The organism is Litorimonas sp. RW-G-Af-16 (genome assembly GCF_048319245.1).
In the GTDB taxonomy this organism is placed as follows: domain Bacteria; phylum Pseudomonadota; class Alphaproteobacteria; order Caulobacterales; family Maricaulaceae; genus Litorimonas.
In genome coordinates this window covers 1,710,785-1,728,338 of record NZ_CP166993.1, presented here as the reverse complement: position 1 = coordinate 1,728,338, position 17,554 = coordinate 1,710,785, and the positions used below count along the sequence as shown (strand labels likewise).

15 protein-coding genes and 1 pseudogene are annotated in these 17,554 nt (G+C 52.0%); 5 read left to right on the top strand and 11 right to left on the bottom strand.

The genetic code is table 11. The annotated features are described in order from the left end of the window. Positions 1-3 precede the first annotated feature (3 nt). From AB8615_RS08550 to ubiA, 10 genes and pseudogenes are all read right to left on the bottom strand, one after another. On the bottom strand, positions 4-1,776 hold the full coding sequence (locus AB8615_RS08550; RefSeq protein WP_418152189.1) for an ABC transporter ATP-binding protein: 1,773 nt from the start codon (positions 1,774-1,776) through the stop codon (positions 4-6). After that, positions 1,769-2,866, bottom strand: a complete 1,098-nt coding sequence (locus AB8615_RS08545; RefSeq protein WP_409432186.1) for an inositol monophosphatase family protein — start codon at positions 2,864-2,866, stop codon at positions 1,769-1,771. The genes AB8615_RS08550 and AB8615_RS08545 overlap by 8 nt, the downstream gene beginning before the upstream one ends. Further along, positions 2,853-4,217 (bottom strand): TldD/PmbA family protein, encoded by a 1,365-nt coding sequence (locus AB8615_RS08540; protein ID WP_409432185.1) that lies wholly within the window; start codon positions 4,215-4,217, stop codon positions 2,853-2,855. Before AB8615_RS08540 ends, AB8615_RS08545 begins: the two co-directional genes overlap by 14 nt. Further along, positions 4,217-4,621, bottom strand: coding sequence for an MAPEG family protein (locus AB8615_RS08535; protein ID WP_409432184.1), 405 nt, complete (start codon positions 4,619-4,621; stop codon positions 4,217-4,219). The genes AB8615_RS08540 and AB8615_RS08535 overlap by 1 nt, the downstream gene beginning before the upstream one ends. Before the next feature lie 9 nt (positions 4,622-4,630). After that, a complete protein-coding gene (locus tag AB8615_RS08530; protein WP_409432183.1) occupies positions 4,631-5,308 on the bottom strand; it encodes a DsbA family oxidoreductase in 678 nt (225 codons plus the stop codon). A gap of 38 nt (positions 5,309-5,346) precedes the next feature. Beyond that, positions 5,347-5,805 (bottom strand): hypothetical protein, encoded by a 459-nt coding sequence (locus AB8615_RS08525; protein WP_409432182.1) that lies wholly within the window; start codon positions 5,803-5,805, stop codon positions 5,347-5,349. Positions 5,806-5,911: 106 nt separating this feature from the next. After that, positions 5,912-6,346: a MarR family winged helix-turn-helix transcriptional regulator gene (locus AB8615_RS08520; protein WP_409432181.1), complete on the bottom strand. Its 435-nt coding sequence runs from the start codon at positions 6,344-6,346 to the stop codon at positions 5,912-5,914. A gap of 70 nt (positions 6,347-6,416) precedes the next feature. Then, positions 6,417-6,848: pseudogene (locus AB8615_RS08515) on the bottom strand (BLUF domain-containing protein); the annotation flags it as partial. Between the two features lie 649 nt (positions 6,849-7,497). Then, positions 7,498-7,872, bottom strand: a complete 375-nt coding sequence (gene msrB, locus AB8615_RS08510; protein WP_409434089.1) for a peptide-methionine (R)-S-oxide reductase MsrB — start codon at positions 7,870-7,872, stop codon at positions 7,498-7,500. Between the two features lie 212 nt (positions 7,873-8,084). Further along, entirely contained in the window at positions 8,085-9,068 is a 984-nt protein-coding gene (ubiA, locus tag AB8615_RS08505; protein WP_409432180.1) for a 4-hydroxybenzoate octaprenyltransferase, read from the bottom strand. Positions 9,069-9,111: 43 nt separating this feature from the next. On the opposite strand from ubiA, the gene AB8615_RS08500 reads away from it, so the two are divergent. From AB8615_RS08500 to AB8615_RS08485, 4 genes are all read left to right on the top strand, one after another. Then, a complete protein-coding gene (locus tag AB8615_RS08500; RefSeq protein WP_418152185.1) occupies positions 9,112-9,861 on the top strand; it encodes a 16S rRNA (uracil(1498)-N(3))-methyltransferase in 750 nt (249 codons plus the stop codon). 66 nt (positions 9,862-9,927) lie between these two features. Then, complete coding sequence (locus AB8615_RS08495) at positions 9,928-11,394, top strand: flavin-containing monooxygenase (protein WP_409432178.1); 1,467 nt, start codon at positions 9,928-9,930, stop codon at positions 11,392-11,394. Continuing rightward, a complete protein-coding gene (locus tag AB8615_RS08490; protein WP_409432177.1) occupies positions 11,391-12,215 on the top strand; it encodes an SDR family NAD(P)-dependent oxidoreductase in 825 nt (274 codons plus the stop codon). The genes AB8615_RS08495 and AB8615_RS08490 overlap by 4 nt, the downstream gene beginning before the upstream one ends. A gap of 78 nt (positions 12,216-12,293) precedes the next feature. Beyond that, entirely contained in the window at positions 12,294-13,661 is a 1,368-nt protein-coding gene (locus AB8615_RS08485) for a glutamate--cysteine ligase (protein ID WP_418152183.1), read from the top strand. Here the strand turns inward: AB8615_RS08485 and AB8615_RS08480 are convergent, their stop codons facing one another. Beyond that, positions 13,662-15,623, bottom strand: coding sequence for a TonB-dependent receptor plug domain-containing protein (locus AB8615_RS08480; protein ID WP_409432175.1), 1,962 nt, complete (start codon positions 15,621-15,623; stop codon positions 13,662-13,664). 335 nt (positions 15,624-15,958) lie between these two features. Here AB8615_RS08480 and AB8615_RS08475 point away from each other — a divergent pair, with 335 nt between their 5' ends. After that, on the top strand, positions 15,959-17,536 hold the full coding sequence (locus AB8615_RS08475) for a peptide MFS transporter (protein ID WP_409434088.1): 1,578 nt from the start codon (positions 15,959-15,961) through the stop codon (positions 17,534-17,536). Positions 17,537-17,554: the final 18 nt, after the last annotated feature.

Below are 17,554 nucleotides of genomic sequence, written 5' to 3'. Positions count from 1 at the left end.
AGGTCAGCTCTGTAGCTCTTTTAGTTTCTTGTAGATTCCACCTCGTTTTTTCGAGAGCGTTGCGTGCGTACCGGTCTCTACGACGCGGCCGTTTTCTAGCACATAAATTCTATCAGCCTTTTGGACAGTGCTGAGGCGGTGAGCGACGACGATAGTTATACGCCCTTGCGCGAGGCGGTCTAGAGCAGCTTGAACTTTAGATTCGCTCTCGGCGTCCAGCGCAGAGGTGGCTTCGTCCAGCAGCAGGATCGGCGCATCGCGGAGGATCGCGCGGGCGATGGAAAGGCGTTGCTTCTGCCCACCAGACAACCCCGCCCCGTCTTCGCCCAAAATAGTGTCATACCCATTTGGTAGCATAGAAATAAAATCAGCGGCGTCCGCCGCTTTGGCTGCGGCTTTAATTTCGTCGGGGGTCGCGTTTAATTTTCCAAGGCCGATATTGTCAGCGATAGAGGCATTAAACAAAGTCACGTCTTGGGAGACGAGCGCGATATTGGCGCGGAGACTGTCCAGCGTGAAGGCGCGGATGTCTTCACCGTCTATCGTGACCCTGCCAGATGTGGCGTCATAAAGGCGCGGAATGAGATTGATAATGGTCGACTTGCCGCCACCGCTAGGTCCGACAAGGGCGATGGTTTCGCCTTTGGCTGCGGACAGGTTGACAACCTCCAAAGCGGTTGTGCCGTCTTCATAGGTAAAACTAACGTCTTTAAATTCCACCGCACCAGACAGGTGGCCTGCGGGTTTCACGTCAGGCGCATTGGTGATGGCGGCGTCTTGGTCGATCATATCAAAGATGCGCGTGAGGGCGGCAAGGCCTTCTTGTATGACGTTATTGAGTGTGCCGAGCGCCCGCAAGCGCGGCGAGAGGATAAACACGCCAGTCAATACGGCGACTACGGAACCTGGCGTTGCATGATCATTATTCACCTGCCAAAAGCCAAAGATAAATATGCCAGCAATCGCTAGTCCGCCGACCAATGTCAGGATGGGTTCGACCCAAGCCTGCTGTGTCACAAGTTTCATAAATAGGCGGATGCGTTCATCAAATTCGCGCCCGATCCGCACGTCTTCGTGACCTTCCAAGCCGTAGGTTTTAATTAATTGCGCCCCTGAAAAGCTCTCTTTCAGGTGAGAGGTGAGCTTGCCTGTATGGGCTTGCACCTCTGCGGCGCTGCCGCGCAATCTCTTCGATAATTCAACAATCGGCCAGAGTGCCAGCAGGAATATTGCGATACCTAGCGTCAGCTGCCAGTTGAAATAGAGCATGCTGCCAACTGTGAAAATGACTGTCAGCGTGTCTTTAATTAAATTCGACAAAACACGGATCAGTGCGTCGGAAATCACTTTCACATCGAAGGTGAATTTAGAAATCAGATTACCTGTTTGCTCCCGCGCGAAGAGCGCAAAGTCTGCATGGTGGGTGGCGCGCAACATTTGCTTTTGCATTTTTGCGACTGTGTTAAGTGCGAGTGAGTTTGATAGTATTCGCTGGAAAAAATCAGAGATACCCGTCAAAAATGCGACACCCAATAGCACGGGCAGGATAATCATGGCGTAGCTTTGTGTCGCCTCCGCTGCGCCAACATCGCCCAAGCGTCCCGTTGCATCCACAAGCAACTTAAAGACATACATGAGCGCCGCAGTCGCCGCTGCAAACATCGCCATGAAAAATAAAGCGAGCAGAAAGCGCCACTTTTGCGGCCAGATATACTCCCGCCACAGACGTAAAATTCGTTGGCGATCAGTCATCGGATTGGGGGGCAGTTTAGCCAATGATGCCGTCTTTATCCGGGTCAATTAATTCATGGGCGTGTAGCACGAAATACCGCATATGCGCATTATCAACTGTGCGCTGTGCCGCAGATTTCCACGCTGCTTTGGCTTCTTCAAAATTTGGAAATGCGCCCACGAAATCGACCTCTTTGAGATTGGCGAATGTGGTCTTGTTCGGATCAAGAAGCTCTCCGCCAATGACAAGGTGGAGTAATTGAATATCTGTGCGGTCTGACATGGTAGTCCCCAAATGTTTAAACTCTTGTCGCTTATTCGTGCTGGTTTCAAATTGCGCGATAAGCGGCTTTACGCGCGCTAATAACAAAGAGTGCAGGCGCGGGCCAGCACAAATCACGCCTAGCCCTGATGTGGTTGGGCCGTCAAAGACGGGCGCCTTGCCGCGTAAGTCTGTGACGACCCCGCCAGCTTCGCTTACGATCAGGGCCGCAGCCGCGATGTCCCAATCCGATTTTGGCGTGAAGGCGAGGGCGGCGTCGGCCTGCGCACTGCCGACCAACACCATTCGGTAGGCCATAGAATTGACAACGCGGCAGTTCATTTCAGGAAAGCCCATGCGGCGAAATTTACGGGGGTAGCCAATCATGGTAATACCGTCGACCGCCTCGCGGTCTTTGACGGATATCGGCGCGCCGTTCAGCGTTGCGCCGCCGCCAAGAGACGCTGCGTAAAACTCATCCATAAGAGGATTGAACACTGCGCCCGCTACAGCATGTCCATTCTCGATGACGGCAACTGACACTGCAAAATTGGGAGTACGGTCGATGAAAGCGCGGGTGCCGTCAATGGGGTCAACGACAAAGCTGCGGGGACAGGCGTGGCGCGAATGATCATCCTTGGTTTCTTCCGATAGCCAGCCATAATCAGGACGGGCCGCCCTCAATTCTTTGAGCAAGAAATCATTGACGGCTATGTCCGCATCCGTGACGGGGGAACTGTCAGATTTGGCCCAAGCCACGGAGTCGTTGGCATGATAAGCTGCCTTTGCAATCTCGCCGGCCTCTCGCACGACTTTGGTCAGCAGCGCCAAGTCTTCGCGCGGCGGTACACATATCGGATTAAGATCCAGCAAGCGTGAGCCCCTCGCAGAGCAAAGACGGTGCAACCGTCGAGCGGTCAAAGATCAAGTCATTCGCGGGCACCATGGTCTTATAAATTTCGAGCAAATTCCCTGCAATCGTGACCTCGCTCACCGGATGAGTCATCACGCCATTTTCGATGTGAAAGCCCGCGACGCCGACGGAATAATCACCCGTATTGGAGTTCAAGGACGGGCCAAACATTTCGGAAATCAATAAGCCATTGCCGACCTCAGCGATTAGGTCTGCCTGCGTTTTGGTGCCGGCCGCCAGATAGGTATTTGATGTGCTGACACCAGGAGGGGCGCTGACACCACGTCCGCCATGGCCAGTGGGCGCTAGGCCGAGTTGTTTCGCGCTGGAGGTATTGAGCAACCACGTTGTCAAGATGCCATCCTTTATGATGGCCGTTTTGCTGACCTTCATGCCTTCACCGTCAAAGGGCTTAGAGGCTGGGCCGCGCAAACGCGACGGATCGTCAATAATCTGAATGTGCTTGGCGAAAACTGGTTCGCCCAATTTGTCTTTCAGGAAAGACACACCGCGCGCGATAGACGGCCCGCTGATTGCGCCTAACATCGCACCGACCAGAGAATTGGCGACGCGCTCGTCAAAGATAATCGGCATGGCGCCTGACGGAAGTTGCTTCGCGCCTAGACGCGCAATCGTGCGCTCACCTGCGCGACGGCCAACATCTTCGGGGGTGCGCAAATCGGATAACCAGCGGCGACTATCATAATCGTAATCCCGCTCCATTGCGCCGTTTTGCTCTGCGATGGCGGCAACTGATACGCCGTAATTTGACGACTGCCAGCCGCCTGCAAAGCCGTCACTTGTCATAAAAAACCGCGCGGAACTGCTGGCAGAGGCAGAGGCACCTTCGGCTTGATTGACGCCTTTGATAGATTTCGCGGCGGCCTCGACTTGCAAGGCGCGGTCTTTTAGATCGGCAGGCGACAGGTAAGTGCCGTCATAAAGCTCTAGCCCCTCAGCGTCGCGTTTAGCAGACCACAAGCTTTTGTCCGCTAGACCGCAATAGGGGTCTTCGGGGGCGAGTTTCGCCATGGCAACAGCTCGATCCGCGAGCGCTTCGATCGAGTCGGGCGAAATGTCGGAGCTGGAGACGCAAGCTTGGCGTTGCCCGACAAAGACGCGTAGGCCAATATCTCGACCTTCGGAATTGTCAATGTCTTCGAGCTTTCCGTCGCGCACAGTAATTGCAGAGGATCGTCCGTGACTGGCCAAGGCATCAGCTTGGGTCGCGCCCGCGCGTTTAGCCGCGAGCAGTAAAGCATCAAGGGCAGGTTTTAAACTCTGCGGGGTAATCGGATCAGCCAGGGCCATTACATAATCTCAAATGTGAAAACGAGATAGAGCAGCGTGAGTGCTGTGCCGAGCAAGGCCGCTAAAGTCAGCATCATGCCAGGCGCGCGCGTTGGGCCTACGGCGTTTTTGCCCGCCATACCCAAGGCATGCAGAACCCGTCCTAACAGAAATCCAGCGCCGAAGATATGCAGCAGGAGCGGCGAAGCGCCCATCATAGCAAGCGCCATTAATCCGATCAAAGCCAAGGGCGCGCTTTCCGTGAAATTGCCATGCGCTCTGATGCGTGACAGCAAAGTCTGGTCGCCGCCATCGCCAAGGCTAATGCGACCTTTGACCCGTACAAGACCGACGCGCAGCGTGAGAATAATCGCCAGAATCAGGTTGAGCGCCACGTATAGCGCCACGATTTGAAATAAAGTCATGAAGTTTTCCTAAGTTTCTGCTGGTAAGGCTCTGGCCTCTGCCATTGCCTTTAGATGAGACGGGGCGTCTTGGGCACCCTGTAATGCAAATTGACCATTATAGATAAATGTGGGCACACCAGAGATACCGAGACCACGGAAAAACATAATCTCGTTTTGCACGTCGATCTTATCATTATCGCTCGCCAGAAGATCTGCGACGATGTCACCGTCCATGCCAATCTCTTCGGCAATCGCACATAGCACAGCAATGTCGCCAATGTCTAAGCCGTCTTCGAGATAAGCCCGAAACAGGTTCTCAGCGCAGGCTGCGCCCAAGTCCTGCCCCTGCGCCCAGCGCATGAGACGGTGTGCTGACAATGTATTCGGGCGGCGCGTGATAGCATTGAAATCAAATGCGATGCCAAAATCTGGCCCAGCTGTTTCCAGATGATCGCGCATTGTTTTGAATTTGTCGCTAGGACCATCGCCGAATTTGGCTTTCATATAGGTTTTATAGTCCGCGCCCGCATCGGGCACAGTTGGGTCGAGCATGTAGGGGCGGAAGGCGATATTGACAGAGGATTTGAATTGCTTTTGCGCGACTTGGAACTGGCGATAACCTAGCCAGCACCACGGGCAGACAAAGTCCGACACCATATCGACTTCGATAGCGCTAGCGGAGGAAGATTTTGACGGTTTGGCCATAGGCGCGGTGTAGCCCGCCGCCTAGCACTTGTCTAAATCTATTTCAGGTTTTCAGCCTTGAAATAGGTCTGTGCTTCAGAACAACGCGCGCTGAAATCGGACTCAGATGTGAGGTTTGAGGTAAAGCGACTTAGGCGAGATATTTCTTCGTCTGTGTAGCCTTGCTGCGCGAGCGTCATTTTGATTGCGCTTTGGTTGGTATTCGGTTTTGCCGTGTATATCTGGCTCGCCACACGATACTCTCGAAGAGACAATTCGTATTTCAGGACGGTCGTAACGCACAGACATTCCGTTTTGTCTTTACCATCATCAATACATTGATTGGTGAGTGTCAGATCTTCGCGGGCAGTCGGCAAGTCGCGCGCAGGTGTCAGATCATCCTCCACCTGCGTCGCGGCCGCTTCAGCCAAATTTTGCGATGCCGCAAAGGGACTTGCCCCGCTAGTCCCTAATGCAATAATCGCTATTGGCAGAATCCACATTCTTGTACCGGACATTTGCGCCTCCGTTCCGTGAATTATGGTTAACATAAAATGAAGAACAAAGCTTGTGATCTGCGTCACGCTTTCTTGTCATTTTTGGCAGATTCTAAGAAAAAGCACTTTAGGAGACGTTTTCAACGGATAAAGTGAGGAATTTCAACACGGTATTGACCTCTGCTTCTGATAGTCCTTTGACCAATTTCGTATTGAAGTCGCGAAAGTCTTCCATCACAACTTCTCGTTTTGCCCAGCCTGCTTCCGTCAAATTGACGGTTCGTGTGCGGCGATCGCCATAGGAATTTTGCCGCGAGATTAGCCCCGCCTCAACCATGCGGTCTGTGAGTCCAGAAATCGCAGCGTTTTTTCGCCCGGTTCCAAGAGCGAGTTCGGTCAATGTGCAGCCATCGTGATAGCCCAGATAAATCAGGACAGCCGCCTGTGAACGACTGATGCCAGAGCCTTGCGCCAGAACATGCTCGGCGCGCTGCGCAAGTTGTTGGTGAGAGCGGTCAAGCAGGAAGAATAGGCGTCGGTCAACTGTACGGGCGATGGCCATGTAAACTTCCTCTCAAGCGACTTCTCGCCCAAAGGTAACACAAATTTGAAAAAACGCGTCTATAATTATGTTAGGCGTTGCGATCATCATAGGACTGTAACCAGTCGCCAAGAACTTGTTTCAGCCTCGCGCCCGTCGAAGAAATTCCTGTGTCGCCAGATTGCGGTGAACTGTAAGACCCGCTGAGCAGATCGACCAATGATAGGCTGAGCATGAGATCAGCCGTGACGGCCAAGTCTTTTTCAGAGGAAAATCTATAAGCCATTGACCAGTTATCAAAGCTCCGTGTTGAAATGGAATTATCAGCTATTAGGTCGATTTCAGAGTGTCTTGGGTCGACTTTGATCGTCTCGTAAATCGCGTTAACGGCCGCAACGGGGCCTTCTAAGACTTGCATGAAAATCTCGCCGTCATGGAGCAAAATACCCGTAATATCGCGGCGTTGATTATTTTTGCGAGATGCCACCATGATAGCATTTATATCTTCGGCGTCTAATTCTGACGCAGCGACACTCTATAAATAATTTCTTTTAGCATTGGTGCTTGTACAGTCCTACTTACTTAGTCATTCAAAAAATTCGCGAAACCGCCTTGGGTTCCAAACATTCCGCTAGTTTTCTCAAATTGTTATCCCCTCCACAGTATGGAGGTGCCCGCGCGACACAGACGCGCAATCATAAAACAAAAAGCCCCTCCACAGTATGGAGGTGCCCGCGCGACACAGACGCGCAGTCATAAAACAAAAAGCCCCTCCACAGTATGGAGGTGCCCGCGCGACACAGACGCGCAATTATAAAACAAAAAGCCCCTCCACAGTATGGAGGGGCTTTCTTTTGAAGTTTGGGTCTCACCAAGCGCCATGCTTGGTTTCAAGATTAGAAATGTCTTTACCCAAGTTCGCGTCTTTGCCTTATGTGAGCTTTACGCTCAGGCAACGAACGGAGGGCTGATCTAACAGCTTCGGGCAGACCCCTCAAAACAGATAAACAAATCACACCTCCTTTCATAACGCGGCCCCACTATGGGACGGCTTTCGATATAAGAAATGTGGCGTCGATTCGGCGTTTTGGCAAGTCGTTTATTTTATGAAATTACGGTCCGCGTTAAGGGTTTGCTAACCATAAATAGGCCAGAATCCTGTTCTTCCGAAATTACGCGGGAATAAAGTCCAAGGCGACGCCGTTATTGCAGTAGCGCAGGCCAGTTGGTGCGGGGCCGTCTTTAAACACATGCCCTTGATGCCCGCCGCAGCGCGAGCAGTGATATTCCGTCCGGGACATAAACAGCTTTTTGTCAATCTTTGTGCCGAGTGAGCCGGGTATGAAGTCATAAAAGCTCGGCCAACCTGTGCCGCTCTCGTATTTTGTCTCGGACTTAAATAACGGCAAGGCGCAACCTGCGCAAACAAATGTGCCGTCGCGCTTCTCTTGGTTGAGCGGGGAGGTGCCCGCCCGCTCTGTGCCTTCTTCGCGCAGCACGTAAAACTCCATATCAGTTAAGCGGTCTTTCCACTCGGACTCCGTCATATTCGCCCATTCATTATCGCTCATTTTGGTCTCCGCTCTGTTTTCGCTCGCATTGGCATCGGGGCTGCTCTTGGCACAAGCCGTGATGGCTAAGGCTGCTGCACCTAAAGATAAATCTCGTCTGCTAAACATGGATAACTCCTTCGTTTCGAGCCTGTCTAAGGTAATTACGCGCGAGGCGCCAAACAAGTTGCGATCACGAGGGCGTGAGCCTAATTTAGTTCCCACAACACCGTCAGGGTATAAAATCCACTTATGAGTATAAAGGCGACCCAAAAGTTAGATTTAAAGAGCGCCAAGGCGTTATTATAATCATGTTTCAGGCTGAAAGGCTGTCTGAATAATGCTGCAGCAAAAATAGCCAACACTACACAAGTCGGGGTTAGGAGTTGCGTGCGAGAAAATCTTGCGAGAAATGAATCATCAATGCCTGAATTTGCCATTTCAATGATCTCATGGCCGGTCGCAATGAATATGAGCGCGAGTAGAATAAAGTAACATATGCCGACGGCAGTTTTCACATGCGCCCCAAACCGCCGCGCTGTGCTTTTGATCCCGATCATTGCGTCGTCTTCAATGTCTTGGCAGGCATAGATTGTGTCATACCCCACCGTCCAGAAAATCAGACCGAGATAGAGGATAAAGAGCGGGGCGCTCACCGTCCCCGTCTTGGCGGCATAGGCGACCAGCACCGTCCAGTTAAAGGTCATGCCGAGCCAAACCTGCGGGAACCACGTGATCCGTTTCATAAAGGGATAGGCCGCGACCAGCGGGATGGAGCAAAGGCTGATGATCTGCGCGAGCCTTGGCAGGCAGAGCAAGACTATAAGCCCGACAAAACATTGCGCGAATAGCCAGGCCCAAGCTTGCTTCGTTGTGACGGTGCCAGCGGGCAAGGGGCGGAGAGCTGTGCGGTCGACTTGTCTGTCTAAATCCTGATCGACGATGTCATTATAGGTACAACCCGCGCCGCGCATAGCGATCGCGCCGACCAAGATCAGCACGGCCCATTTCAAATCGCTCTGCGCAAATCCGTGAGACAAGCTCGCAAAGGCCAGCCCGATCCACCCTGGCAGAGTTAGCAACCAGTATCCTACGGGACGGTCCAGCCGCGAGAGCTGCAAATAAGGTCGCACACTCGCGGGCGCTTTATAGACCCAATGCGATTTTGACGCGTCTTTGATGTGGTCAGTCATATTCTGCGTGATTAGCGCTATTTGTTTCGCTATGACAACCGCTATGAGAGAGAACTACACATTGCCGCGGCTTTATCTGGATCAAGCTTTGTCGCGGGGAGCAGAAATCGACTTGCCGAAGGAGCAGGCGCATTATCTGGTCACGGTCATTCGCAAGTCTAATGGCGATCAGGTGCGCGTGTTCAATGGTGAATATGGTGAATGGCAGGCGGAGATCACTGCAGCTACCAAACGTGCGGTGACATTGACTATCGGCAAGCAACTCCGCAGTCCGAAAGCCAGTCCTGACGTGACCCTCTATTTTGCCCCCGTCCGCAAACACCGCACAGCTTTCATCATCGAAAAAGCAACCGAGCTTGGCGTGCGTAAGATGCAGCCTGTCATCACAGCTCGCACGCAATTCCCAAAGCTCAACCTCGACAAAGCCAAGGCGCAAGCGATCGAAGCCGCAGAGCAGACGGAACGCCTTGACGTGCCAGACATACTACCGCCAGTGAAACTAGACGCAGCTTGGCTAAACAATGTAAGTGATTGCTCACTTATATTTGCGGATGAAGCGGGTGATTGTGGAACAGCTATGGAGGTTTTGCAAAACTTGCGCGGCGCGGCAGCTATTCTTCCCGCAGCTATTCTAGTTGGGCCAGAAGGCGGTTTTACAGATGCCGAGCGCGGCTTGCTGCGATCGCAAGATTTTGTGCGTCCTGTTTCACTGGGTCCACGTATCCTGCGAGCAGATACGGCAGCGCTGTCATTGCTAACGCTGTGGCAAGCCGTCTGCGGGGATTGGGAATAATCCGTGAATAGCGACTGGTCACATTCGTCACTTTGACAATCTCGCCCGCTATGTCACAGATGGGACATGAGCGAAATTTTTGACATGGTCGTAATTGGGGCGGGGCTCTCGGGTGTCGGGGCCGCCTGTCGCTACCGCACAGCGCTTCCAGACGGCAAACTGGCCGTGATCGAAGCGCGGGACGCCATTGGCGGGACATGGGACTTGTTCCGCTATCCCGGTATTCGTAGCGATTCTGACATGCTCACGCTCGGCTATGACTTTCGTCCTTGGGTCGGAGATGATTTCCTCGCAGACGGCCCGTCAATCCGCCAATATGTGCGCGATACCGCTGACGAATTTGGTGTGACGGAGATGATCCAATTCAACTCAAAAGTCATGGCAGCCGATTTTGACAGCCAAACAAATCTTTGGACATTGCAGATAGAAACTGACGGGGAGAGGCGCGAGCTTCGCACGCGATTTATCACCTCCTGCGCTGGCTATTACAGCTATGCTGAGGGCTACACGCCAGAATTTGCAGGTAGGGATGATTTCAAAGGGCAGATTGTTCATCCGCAGCAATGGCCAGATGATTTGGACTATGCGAACAAGCGCGTGGTCGTGATCGGGTCGGGCGCGACGGCGGTGACACTGGTGCCAAAGCTGGCAGAGAGCGCTGCGCACGTGACGATGCTCCAACGCTCACCCAGCTATGTCGCCAGCCTGCCGAGCAAAGACTATGTCGGAAAGATCTTGAACACACTCCTGCCGGCCAAGTTGGCGTTCAAACTTAACCGTGCGAAGAACATCAAAATCAGCCGCATGATGTATGATCGTGCCCAGAAAGACCCACAAAAAGCACGGGACTGGTTTCGCAAGAAGACGCTCAAAGCTCTGGGCAAAGACTATCCCGTCGATACCCATTTCAACCCCAGCTATAATCCGTGGGATCAGCGGGTATGCATGATCCCCGACGCGGATTTATTTGAAGCTATCAAAGATGGTCGGGCCAGTGTCGTCACAGATCATATCGAACGATTTACGGATGCTGGTATCTCATTGGTATCAGGCACAAAATTAGACGCTGATATTATAGTGACAGCGACCGGGCTGAACGTGGTCTTCGTCGGCGATATAAATGCGTCTGTTGACGGAGAGGCCATCGATATTGCTAATACATTTGGCTATAAAGGTATGATGTTTTCCGACGTGCCGAACTTTATTTCTGTCTTTGGTTACACCAATGCGAGTTGGACTTTGCGGGCCGATTTAATCTCGCGGTTCATGGTGCGTTTGCTGTCTCATATGAAGCAGACGGGCGCAGCGCGCGTCACGCCGATAGCACCAGTGGACATGGAGCAACGTCCGTGGGTTGACTTTCAAGCAGGTTATCTGATGCGAGTGATGGATAAATTGCCAAAGCAAGGTGACCGCATGCCGTGGCTAAATGTGCAGGATTACAAGCATGACCAAGTCAGCTTCATGCAAGACCCGATCGATGATGGGGCTTTAGTTTTTGAAAGCGCAAAAGTGAGTGAGGCCGCAGAATGAAGTCAGAGACATTTCAAGACAAAGTCTGCGTGATCACAGGGGCAGCTTCTGGCATCGGGCGCGCGTTGGCGGTTGAACTGGCGGGGCTTGGCGCAAAGCTAGCTTTGTCAGATGTCAATATGGATGGGCTAGATGAGACGCGCGCCATGTTAGGGCAAACCGAGGTTAACCTCAGCCATTTGGATGTGAGCGATGCCGCAGCGATAGCAGCTTACCCCGCGCATGTTTTGGCAGAGCTGGGGCCAGCGGACTTTGTGTTCAATGTCGCTGGGCTGACGCGTGTCGGTGAATTTAAGAACACACCGCTTGCATCTATGGAGACAATTCTCGATGTGAATTACTGGGGCGTGGTGCGGATGACCAAGGGATTCTTGGATCAACTGATCGAAACCAAAGGCACCGTTGTAAACATCAGCAGTCTTTTCGGGCTGATCGGCTATAAAGGGCAGACCCATTACTGTGCGTCAAAATTCGCGGTGCGAGGTTTTACAGAGACTCTGGCGCTAGAAATGGCTGATTACGGGGTAGGCGTTTGCTCCGTCCATCCAGGTGGAGTTGCCACGAATATCGCGCGCAATGCAGAGGTGGATTACATGCCCAATACCGGAAAAACCCGCGAAGAAATGGACGCCGAATTCGACACGCTTGCGATTACGACAGCAGACAAAGCCGCTCGGACTATCTTAGAGGGTGCAGCGCGCAGGAAGCTTAGAATTATCGTTGGCGCAGACGCGAAAATCGCCAGCTTTATCCAACGTGTCTTCCCGCAGAGTTACACAAAGATACTGAACCTTTATACCAAGGATAAAGTTCTCAACTGATCTCGATTTTGTGACGACCTTTTCCTTGTCCCGCGTGGCGCTTCCGATTATGCCGCCATTACACAAGCGGATAGAATTATGAGCCAGAAACTTAGCAATGATGCCTCGCCAACAATTAAGAGCAAGGCGCAACTGATCGCGCATTTGGACAAAGGCTCTAAGCCTAAATCTGCCTGGCGGATCGGGACTGAGCATGAAAAAATTGGGTTCTGCAAAGCTAAGAACAAACCGCTTCCTTATGACGGGCCGTGTTCGATCAAGGCCATGCTCGAAGGCTTGCAGCGGTTTGAGTGGGAGCCTGTGGTTGAAAACAACTACCTTGTCGCCCTGAAACGCGACGGCGCTTCTGTGTCGTTAGAGCCAGGTGGGCAGCTTGAATTATCTGGCGCCCCGATTGAAACGATCCACCAGACCTGCGCCGAAGTCTCTCGCCATTTGCGCGAAGTGAAAGAGGTTGCAAACGAGATTGGCGCGGGTTTTCTCTCGCTCGGTTTCCGCCCTGATACAAAGCTCGAAGACGTGCCGATTATGCCCAAGGGCCGTTATAAAATTATGCGCGATTATATGCAAAAAGTCGGCACACATGGGCGTGAAATGATGTTTCGCACATGTACAGTTCAAACAAATTTAGACTTCAGTTCTGAGGCTGACATGGTCAAAAAATTCCGTGTAAGCCTTGCTTTGCAGCCGATAGCCACTGCGCTCTTTGCCAATTCTCCTTTTATGGAGGGGCAGCTCAACGGCTATAAATCCTATCGCTCGCGTGTGTGGCTGGATACGGATGATGACCGCACGGGCATGTTGCCTTTCGTTTTTGATGAAGGCTTTGGGTTCGAGCAATATATCGATTATGCGCTGAATGTGCCGATGTATTTTGTCTATCGCGACGGGCAATATCTGGATGCGTCTGGCAAGAATTTCAAAGATTTCATGGCGGGCAAGTTGGATGTGGTGCCAGGACAAGTCGCGACTATGTCTGATTTCGATGATCACCTATCGACGATCTTCCCTGAAGTGCGCCTCAAGCAATTTCTGGAAATGCGCGGCGCGGATACGGGGCCGTGGGGCGAGTTATGTGCCTTGCCAGCCTTTTGGGTCGGTCTGCTCTATGATCAAACTGCGCTGGATGCAGCTTGGGATCTGGTCAAAGATTGGGACGAAATGGAGCGGTTTGATCTGCGTCTGGCAATACCGAAACATGGTTTGCAGGCGCCTTTCCGTAATGGGACAGCCAATGATATTGCCAAGCGTGTTCTGGAAATTTCCCGCGCAGGGCTAAAAGCCCGTGCGAATCTAAATGCCCACGGCGAGAGCGAGACGGTCTTCTTGCAAGACCTCGACCGCATGGTCGCAGATGGTCAAAGCAATGCGGATCGTTTGATTGCAAAGTTTAAGGGTGAGTGGGGCGGCGACGTCATGCGCGCCTATACGGACTGCATTTACTAGTTAAAATGTATCGGACAGTTCGATGCTAAGCCGACGGCCACGATTGCGGCTGTAAAACTGACGTTGCGCGAGGCTACCGAGACGGTCGGGCGAGTAAATCAAGCGTTCCTGTTCCAGACGCCAGTTCAATATATTCTCAACTTGCACGGACAGGCGCATGCCGAAAACATCTTTGAGTTCGATACCTGCCTCAATTTCTGGACGGTCGCGACCATAGTCCAAAGTTTGATCGAGACGGTAGAATATTGATTCTTCATCAAATTCCGCTTCCACGAACCATGCGTAGGACGTGTCGGGAATATCTTGACGTAATTCAACTTCGTAAAATAGCGTCGTTGTATCGTTGATCTGGCGGGTTTCGCCCGTCAGGGGATCGTCAATGCGCGAGTGCGCGAGGCCACCCTCAAATGTCAGTCGGCCACCCGCTAGCCCAGCATTATCTAGCAATAGCGTACCATTGGCCTCGATCCCGTAAACCGTGGCGCCGTCAATATTGCCTGGCCCCTCGCTGCCGTCGCGGAAGCGGATACGGTCAATAGGGTCTTCGATAAATTCTACGAAGGCTTTGACGGACCCCGATAGTTGGGTGTCATCCTTGCGCTGCAACTCCAACTCTGCGTTCCAGCTTTGAGTCGGCACAATGTTCCGATTGCCTGTATTGGCAATGTCATCAACCAAGCTAACCGTTGATACAGCGAGCCCGAAATCCAACTGCCCGACCTGCCGTTCAACTTTGGCCTGCCATGTATAGGTCGGGTTGACGGCGTAGCTGGCCGAGATAAAGCCTTTGGGACGCACGAAATCACGCGAGGTCCGCCCGTCTTTAATCACGTCTAGTTTGGAGTATTCAACGCCAATGGAGCTTTGCACATTTAGGGCGTCAGATAAGGCCCAACTATGGGTCAGATTAGTCTCCGCACGGTCTTCTTCGACGCGCACAGCGTCAGGTTCATCCACTTGCCCCGTGGCCGTGAACAGGCTTTCGCTATCAAGCACATTTAGTGCGCCCTCTAGGGCAAATTGCAGATCATGATTGGGCGCGGGGGCGAAACTGTATTCTGCGCGCAGGATAGTTTCGCTTTCATCATCCACGCGGTCAAACGTCTGGCGCGTTGGAATTTGGTTATCTTCTGCGAAGTAAAATAAAGAATTATTGTCAGAATTTTCAAAGCGGTAAAGCCCGATGATTTTTAATGTGCCGTCAAAGGCGGGGAAGGCGTAATCAGCCCCGATTTCATAATTATATTCATCTTCACCATTGCTCGCTTCGCTACCGCCCGTGAGGCCTTCATTTGTGACGGCTGTAAACTGCTCGCGCGACCCGCTGCGAATATTTTTTAATTCTCCCGCGAGATTGAGGTTCGCCACGTGATCAATGCGCGGAGTCCAAGACAGGTTGAGGTTCGCGAACGGACGCTCCGTGCTATAATAATTGCCTTCAATACGATCTTCGGTCAGGCCACCGCTACCGTCAAAAAATTGTTCCTCGCCTTCTTCGGTAAAAGTGAACTGCTCCGCCCCAAAACTGGCGACGAAAGCGAGGTTGTCGCGTTCGCCCGAGAGCGAGACTTTGCCCTCGCGAAGTTGTGGTTCTGTGCCTTGTTCAAAGCGCGCGCCATATTCCCAACTGCCGCTGAGTTTCACGTCATTCGTGATGATGTTCGCCACTTGACCTGAGAGGCCGGGAATATCGAGAGACGCCCCGTCCAGAATATCAATGCGCTTCACATTCGAGGCCGTGATTCGCGACAGAATAGCATTGGCGCCCAGCGACTTTGACGATGGCCGCCGCCCATTAATCAGGATATTCAAGCTCGCCTGTCCAAATCCGCGCGCGCCGCCTTCTGACCCTTGGATTGTAAAGCCAGGAATGCGCGAAATCATATCTGCGGCGTTTTGTGGCTGAAAGTCGGAAAAATCTGCAACAGTATAGCTCTTATTGATCGCCTCGGTTTGAGCCAAGGCGGATGTTGATAGGCCAGCACACAACAGCAAGAGCCAGCAGCAGCTACTCTGTATGAAGCTTCGCAATAACTGTGAAACGTGTGGCAATCTCAATCCCGATTATCGCGCATAAAACCGAAATGCGCGTGATTTATCCTGTCGCTAAAGAACCCAATCCCCAAGCTCAACCCACATTACTGCGAAAAGTCTTTATAAAAGGGCAATAAATTTGCACGGCCATTCGGTTTATGCCAAGACAGCGAAAATTCTAAAAATGCTCTAAGGGGAGTTTTATGTTTTATTTAATTCTGTCAGCCATCGCATTGGTCGGTGTGGCGGTCGCGCTATACCAAATGCGCAACCACCCGAAGGGCCTTTACGTCCTTTTCTTCGCAGAGATGTGGGAGCGTTTTTCTTATTACGGTATGCGCGCTTTGTTGATTTTGTATCTCACAAAGCATTTCCTGTTCTCTGATACACAGGCTTACGGAATTTATGGAGCTTACACGACACTCGTTTATATCACACCTGTGATTGGCGGTATGTTAGCCGATCAATTCTTAGGCCAAAGAAAAGCGGTTCTCGTAGGTGCTATTTTGCTTGTCTTAGGGCATGCTGGCATGGCGATTGAGGGTGAACCTGTCCTCAGCGCGGCTGATCGTGACGGCACAATCATGAATGTTTTCTATCTTTCCCTCGCGCTCATCATTGCAGGTGTTGGCTTTTTGAAGGCAAATATTTCGGCTATTGTCGGCGAGTTATATGAGAAAACTGACGAAAGGCGTGACGGGGCGTTCACACTTTTTTATGTTGGGATCAACCTAGGCGCTTTTGCAGGGGCCTTGATCTCTGGCTATTTGGGCGAAACTTATGGCTGGAAATACGGTTTTGGTGTCGCAGGCATTGGTATGCTGGCAGGACTGATTGTATTCGTGTGGGGCAAGCCGCTTCTGAACGGAGCAGGCGAAAGTCCAAATCCCACTTTGCTCGCAAAAAAACAGTTTGCAGGTCTCTCAACGGAATGGGTAATTTATCTCTCAACGCTGCTGGGCGTTGCGGTTATTTGGTGCCTCATTAGCAATCAAGGTCTCGTGCAACCGCTTCTGTATTTCTCCATGGCAGCGATCTATATTTACATCGTGGCACGGTCAGTCATAACCTTGCCGCCGCATCCGCGAAACCGCATCCTCGCGGCCTTGCTCTTGATTTCTGTCCAAGTGTTGTTCTGGGCATTATTTGAACAAGCAGGGTCTTCACTCAATCTTTATACAGATCGTGAAGTTGACCGAACATTCTTGGGGCAAGAAGTTGTTGCGTCAGTTTTCCAGTCACTCAATGCCATGTATATCATTGTCCTTGGCCCGCTTTTTGCGGCGCTATGGGTCTGGCTAGGTAAAAAGGGTCTTGATCCGTCAGCCCCTGCGAAGTTCGGCCTCGGCTTAATACAACTTGGCCTAGGTTTCCTAGTTTTGGTCTGGGGCGCAAATGCAGCGGGCGTTAACATGACACCCGTCTTGTTTATCTTCCTCATCTATCTTTTGCATACAACTGGCGAGCTTTGCTTGTCGCCCGTAGGGTTGTCAGCGATGACACGATTATCTGTGCCTAAGATGGTAGGCCTCGTCATGGGCGCTTGGTTCTTGGCGTCAGGTGCGGGTAACTTTGCAGCTGCACAAATCGCGAAGTTGACGGCAGCGGGAGATGGCGGCGAAGCACAAGTGTTGGAAGTTTACTCGAAAGTTGGCTGGCTTGGTGTCGCTGTCGGTGTCGGCCTCATTATTGTGTCTCCTCTGATTAAGCGGATGATGCACCTAGATACACTTGAGGCAGACATGGCCGCTTACTACGCCAAAGAGGGCGGTGATCTAACTATGGACGGTGATAATATGGTTGGGGAGCGTATGTCTCCAACAGGTGACCCTAAGCCATAGGGCGTTCCAATGCTCAAA